Source organism: Parashewanella curva (assembly GCF_003675895.1).
Taxonomy (GTDB): domain Bacteria; phylum Pseudomonadota; class Gammaproteobacteria; order Enterobacterales; family Shewanellaceae; genus Parashewanella; species Parashewanella curva.
Genome location: NZ_ML014886.1, coordinates 1 through 5,110, shown reverse-complemented (window position 1 = coordinate 5,110; position 5,110 = coordinate 1). Strand labels below are relative to the sequence as shown.

4 protein-coding genes are annotated in these 5,110 nt (G+C 35.1%); 1 reads left to right on the top strand and 3 read right to left on the bottom strand.

Going from position 1 to position 5,110, the window contains the following annotated elements:
* Nucleotides 1-414: 414 nt before the first annotated feature.
* Both D5018_RS20520 and D5018_RS20515 read right to left on the bottom strand, forming a co-directional pair.
* Nucleotides 415-936 carry a hypothetical protein gene (locus D5018_RS20520; protein ID WP_121840841.1) on the bottom strand — a complete coding sequence of 174 codons (522 nt, stop codon included), beginning with the start codon at nt 934-936 and terminating at the stop codon, nt 415-417.
* 294 nt (nt 937-1,230) lie between these two features.
* Nucleotides 1,231-1,797, bottom strand: coding sequence for a hypothetical protein (locus D5018_RS20515; RefSeq protein ID WP_121840840.1), 567 nt, complete (start codon nt 1,795-1,797; stop codon nt 1,231-1,233).
* 488 nt (nt 1,798-2,285) lie between these two features.
* Here D5018_RS20515 and D5018_RS20510 point away from each other — a divergent pair, with 488 nt between their 5' ends.
* Complete coding sequence (locus D5018_RS20510) at nt 2,286-3,425, top strand: hypothetical protein (RefSeq protein ID WP_121840839.1); 1,140 nt, start codon at nt 2,286-2,288, stop codon at nt 3,423-3,425.
* 208 nt (nt 3,426-3,633) lie between these two features.
* On the opposite strand, the gene D5018_RS20505 is transcribed toward D5018_RS20510, so the two are convergent.
* Nucleotides 3,634-4,827 (bottom strand): CrcB family protein, encoded by a 1,194-nt coding sequence (locus D5018_RS20505; RefSeq protein ID WP_121840838.1) that lies wholly within the window; start codon nt 4,825-4,827, stop codon nt 3,634-3,636.
* Between the last annotated feature and the right edge of the window lie 283 nt (nt 4,828-5,110).

Genomic DNA, 5,110 nt, shown 5'->3' with positions numbered 1-5,110 from the left:
CTGAAATACTCATAACCTCTCCCCGCACCAGAATCGTTTAAGCTTGATGATTTTTGGATAATTTAATTACCAGAAAGTGAAGCAAATTTCAGAAGTTGAAATCCATAAATATTAACGATAATTAACTACTTCGGTATAACTAGGTTTTAGCAATTAGACGAAAATGAAATATCGGATTAGGTCGCTGAGTTTTTTAACAATGGTTCGGACACTTTTTATAAGTAATTGAATTTACAAAATTTTATAAATTGAATCTGAAAACACAGATTCATTAAAATTCAATGACTTACTAAGTATTGAGGCACGACCAATCAAAAACTGTCCGAAGTATTGTTTTAATGGATTGTGAGAAATTAAAAAAATGTACGCCCAAACACGGTTTGGGGCAAATTCGATCCAGCTTTTGTCTTAATTTTATAGATAATTTCTTAGCCCAAATTCATTTTCGAGAATACAAGGAAAGCATAAAATATTTTTAACCAGAGAAACTTGACCCTTAAAAAAGACTTTAAGGTGTTGATTTGATTTACGGCGCCTAAAACGATTCCATACTATAAGTTCGAGTTTACTATTAGATTGTAACGTTGCAGTTAGGCTTCGTGTTAATATTCCCCTAGCAGAAGAAATTGCTAAACTGTGGCTCACCTGAAGATCTTGTACTTCTTTGTAATTAAAATAAAAGGTAAGCTTTTCAGCTTGCGTAGCCTCACTTGTTGCAAAATGATCTCTTCCTAAAGAATAATCATACGATGTGCCATTGGAAAAAACTACAGTAATTACTTGATTCTTACACTGACCGAATTTTTCCCAAGCATCGACTGGGACTTGATATAGAGAACAAATCGCTCCAGACGTAAGATCCTGATAATAATGGTAAGACTTCTTATTCTTTTCATATTGAAATTCGAAGCTGATGGGTGAAATTGCATGAATCATAGACAATAACTCAGCTAAATTTAGTAAAGATCTTTTATACTATATTGACCGTATCATTCAGCAATGATATCTGGGTTAATCTTTCTTCATTTTTAGTTATTACATCGGGGATTATAGGCGGTCATAACAAACTTTGAGGCATTTTCGTGTCAGCTTATGCTCAAAACGGACTTCTCAATGGACAGATTGCAGAAGCAGCATTAACTTTTCCGCTCTTTTATTGAGAGATTGCAAGCCGATTTACTAAAATTAACTCGCACTCTCAAAGTTAGGTTATGCCTTGTAACTGACATCCTAGTTCGTGAGCGGGCAAATTGTATAACCTAATTGGGGGAGGAAAGAACTTAACTGATAATTTTGAATCAACCTCAAATGAATGGCGTTCAAGCTCGACCTGTTTTTTAGAAAATAGAGTAACGATTCATACGCGATATAAGTGTCTTGTTCAACATTAATAACAATTCGTTGTAAAACATAATTAACCTTATCCAAATCCGACTTTGCGTGGTCGAATACTTTTTTATCCATAATTTTCCAAGCTAACCCTCCTGAGCGATTCAACTCGAAAATCAACTCTGTAAAATGTTTACTTATTTCGGTACGCTCAATTTCTGTTAAAGAGCAAAGCCCTGCTTTGACTGCGTCGCGCTTTTGTTTATACCGAATTGAAGGAGACTCTGTAGTTGTTATGATGACTCTCTGCCCCTCCATTAATATGCAATTCCCAATAGTACGTCTTTCTATATTCTCGTAAACTTCATAATCATTGTTATTTATTCTGACCCGCTGCCCCGTTTCCAGTAATGCTAACCAGTTATCTGGATTTAAGTTTAGCCCTAATGTGTTTGCTGTTACAGTCATTTTATTCTCTCATTCATTAGGTATCATTGTCTTGATTTCAGGCTTAGCATGAAAAGCTATCGAGAGTTCACCGCCTTTTGCTATTTGCTCAAATCTGGCTAATGATAAAACTGAAATATCCATGACTTACCCTTTTCTGCAGCATTTAAGATTAATAACCTTTGGTTGTTAACGGTCAGAAATTAAAGCAAATGTGAGGTATTAAAATCTACAAACATGAACAGTTTTTAATCGTAATGATATGGCTAAAGTTATGGTGTTAGTAAAAAATGGAAAATTGCGCTAGGTGACTATGCTGCTATGGATTTTGAGAGATAAAAATAGGCACGCCCAAACTCGGAATGGGGCAGAAATGAGTTTCGAGGTATGCCATTCAAAAAGATAAAACATGCTTTTCATCGTATTAATTTAATTTCACTATTTCTGTCATCTCACATTTTGTACTATCTAAAAATATTTTATTCCCTCTTACTCTTATAAGGATAACGATGGCAACAGGTAAAAGTGCTATTTCACAACCAACTAGAGGTGATTGCAAAACAGAATTACAAAGTTTCAGATATAGTCATAAAAGAGGTGCTGACACATTAAGTTTTTCGAGCTCGAACCACAAAAGGTATAGATCATCTCGAGTAACCAAAGATAAAGATCCAACATATACTGCAAGCGTAAGCGCTACAACGTTCCATGAACAACCAACAGACTTACGTGTATCACAAACAGCATTTGATAAAAACGATTCTGTTGCTGAAAAAGCTCTTAAGAATTTATTGGTTGCAACAAATGGTGAAGTAGAGCTAACCGCAAAATATACACAAGAAGTAGCTCTTTTAGTACCCAATAAAAGGGATTGGTTTTGCATGAAGGAATACAAAAAATTAATAGAATTACAACTAAGTCAGTGTGACTGCCTTAAGCATCTTGAGTTTGCTCAAAAGCTATATGAAAAAAATACAGAATTATATAGTTGGCTTCAAAATTTACCGAACAGACTTTCGAACCGAGGTAATCTGTTAACTGCAACTGCTTGCTTTTTAGATTATATAACCGTAGCCCATTACCCTCCTACCACTTTATTCTGTCCAAATACGATGTTTTGTTGGAGAAACCTGCCAGACAGTCAAACGATCGAACAGTTGTGTTCAGAAAAAGTTGGTAGCCAGTTACCTACTACTTCATCGCCAATTGACGATGATTTATTAAGCACTGATAAAGAGGAGCTGCCTCTTATTCTAGAAGAAACAAAAGCTCTTAGCCCTGACACTACATCCTCAGATTTAACAGCTTCATTTACTGGTCTAGCATCGAAACCAGAACATGTTAAGGAAATAGATGATATAGCCATTGGAGCTGAGATGGCTAAAAGGCATGTAAAGCAAATACAAGAGTTATCAAGTGCTATCAAGAAATTAAGCCAGAGTATAACCCGTCAACACGCTGAAAGCTCAGAGCATTTTTCCCAGTTAAAAGACTTTAGGGTCTATATACCAAAAGAACAAAAGAAAGTATTTGATGCTTCGTTATTTAAAATTGAAAGAATTCAAGACCAGCAAAAAAAAGGGATATATCAATTATACAAAAAATTAACTGAAATCAGTAAAGTTGGTGACGTTAGTCCAACGAATTAAATTTCGTTTGAGGGTTATCTATAAACTAACTTTGGGGCAGAAAAGTGCCAGCCACTAAGCTGGCACATCACATCAATGGACAATTTCAAGCTAGGAAAAGCTCTTCCTACTCACATTATGAAGCAGAAAATTTATTCTTTTTCAATCTGTAACTTCATCTATCCTAGCACAGAGGGTTTTCAGTGACTTTAGGCACCTCTTTTAATCTTTACTCAGGAAGATCAACAGGACGTTCAGTAATCTTTTTCCATGTATGTGTTTCTACTGAGAAAGTTGAATATGTTGTTAAATCACCAAGAAACCCCTTATGAAGATATTGGATTGTATGAAATTTGTTATTCTTAATGTCGAATAATTCCCATTCACGTTCTTGAAATTTCACACAGTCTGGATCTTCGGAAGGAGTAAATTCTGATGGAAGACAATACACTTTCGTATTTATATCTCGATAGAGACGGATACCAAGTTTACCAGAGTCATTTATTTTCCAAAGTCCCTGCAATGTGCTTATTTCGTTATCACTAATTTGACCATCTTTATTATCGTCGAAAGTGTAACCTTGGAGTGCGGTTCCGTCAGCATTAATCTCAATCCAGAAGTATGAAAGAGGTTCAAAAAAATCCCATTCTCTTAAATACATTCCGATAGAATTATCTGCTGTCCACTTAATATCTGAGGATTTTTGCAGGAAATCAGCACTCATCACTGAGTTCATTTCTTTTTCTTCGACTTGCTGAACCATAGTTGATGCTAAGGGGTTGGTATCGGAGTGAAAAACATAATCCCACTTAACAGTTTCATCATCTGAATTTTTTGCTGATAACCTTAAGTGCCCATTATCATCTATTGAGTATTGCGCGTCTAACTCTTGAAATTTTGTTGGCTGATATGTCACATCGCGAGTTACATATGGCACCAATAACGTGGCTTGATTATTAGCTTTGAAGATAGTTTTCGCTATTGATTGCGTGCCAAATTTGAATTTTTTATCATTTGTAATAAGGGTATGCGTGTTAATCATGGGGACAGCAAACTCAACACCTTGCTTAATGATATCTTTGCTTTTTTTAGCAGTGCTTTCTTTTGCATAAGTACTGATATAAGAAACGGGAGATAGTTCAGGTGTTGTGTTTTCTATTTCACCATTAGGGTAGCGTCGATAAAATTCTACCTGCCTAACCAATTGTAGAGTTGAATCTGTAGCAAACAGGATCTTGTAATATACTTTAGTCCAGATAAACTCTATATTTACTGATTTACCTTCAACAATTGTCGTGTACGCATCATATAAATGACCATCTCCATTAAAGGTAATGGCAACGCCTTTCTCGGGATCTTGAATCCATTGAAAATTGCTTGTTGATAAACCGTTTAAAAATGTACCTGTACCATTTTCATTCAATGTGAATCTTGTATCTTGTCTTTGGTTACCAGTTGCAGTGGAGTAGTAAGTATTGATTAAAGAAGTTTTTGACCCTGTATGGGGTGATACTAATTCAAGATTTGCAACAATTGCATTCTCAACTTGTTTTACAATTTCATTAGATTCTTTCTTAGCTTTTATGAGGTAAGTACCTAACTAAAAGTTATCTCATATTTTGAGCAATAATTATCCAAAATGGTTTCGACTGCTTTTTTGAGTTTCGAGTAAGTTTCGTAAGCACTAATGGATAACCACTCGTATT

Coding starts and splice junctions, on each gene's coding strand:
- D5018_RS20520 (WP_121840841.1), bottom strand. CDS start 936: ATGATTCATGCAATTTCACCCATCAGCTTCGAATTTCAATATGAAAAG.
- D5018_RS20515 (WP_121840840.1), bottom strand. CDS start 1,797: ATGACTGTAACAGCAAACACATTAGGGCTAAACTTAAATCCAGATAAC.
- D5018_RS20510 (WP_121840839.1), top strand. CDS start 2,286: ATGGCAACAGGTAAAAGTGCTATTTCACAACCAACTAGAGGTGATTGC.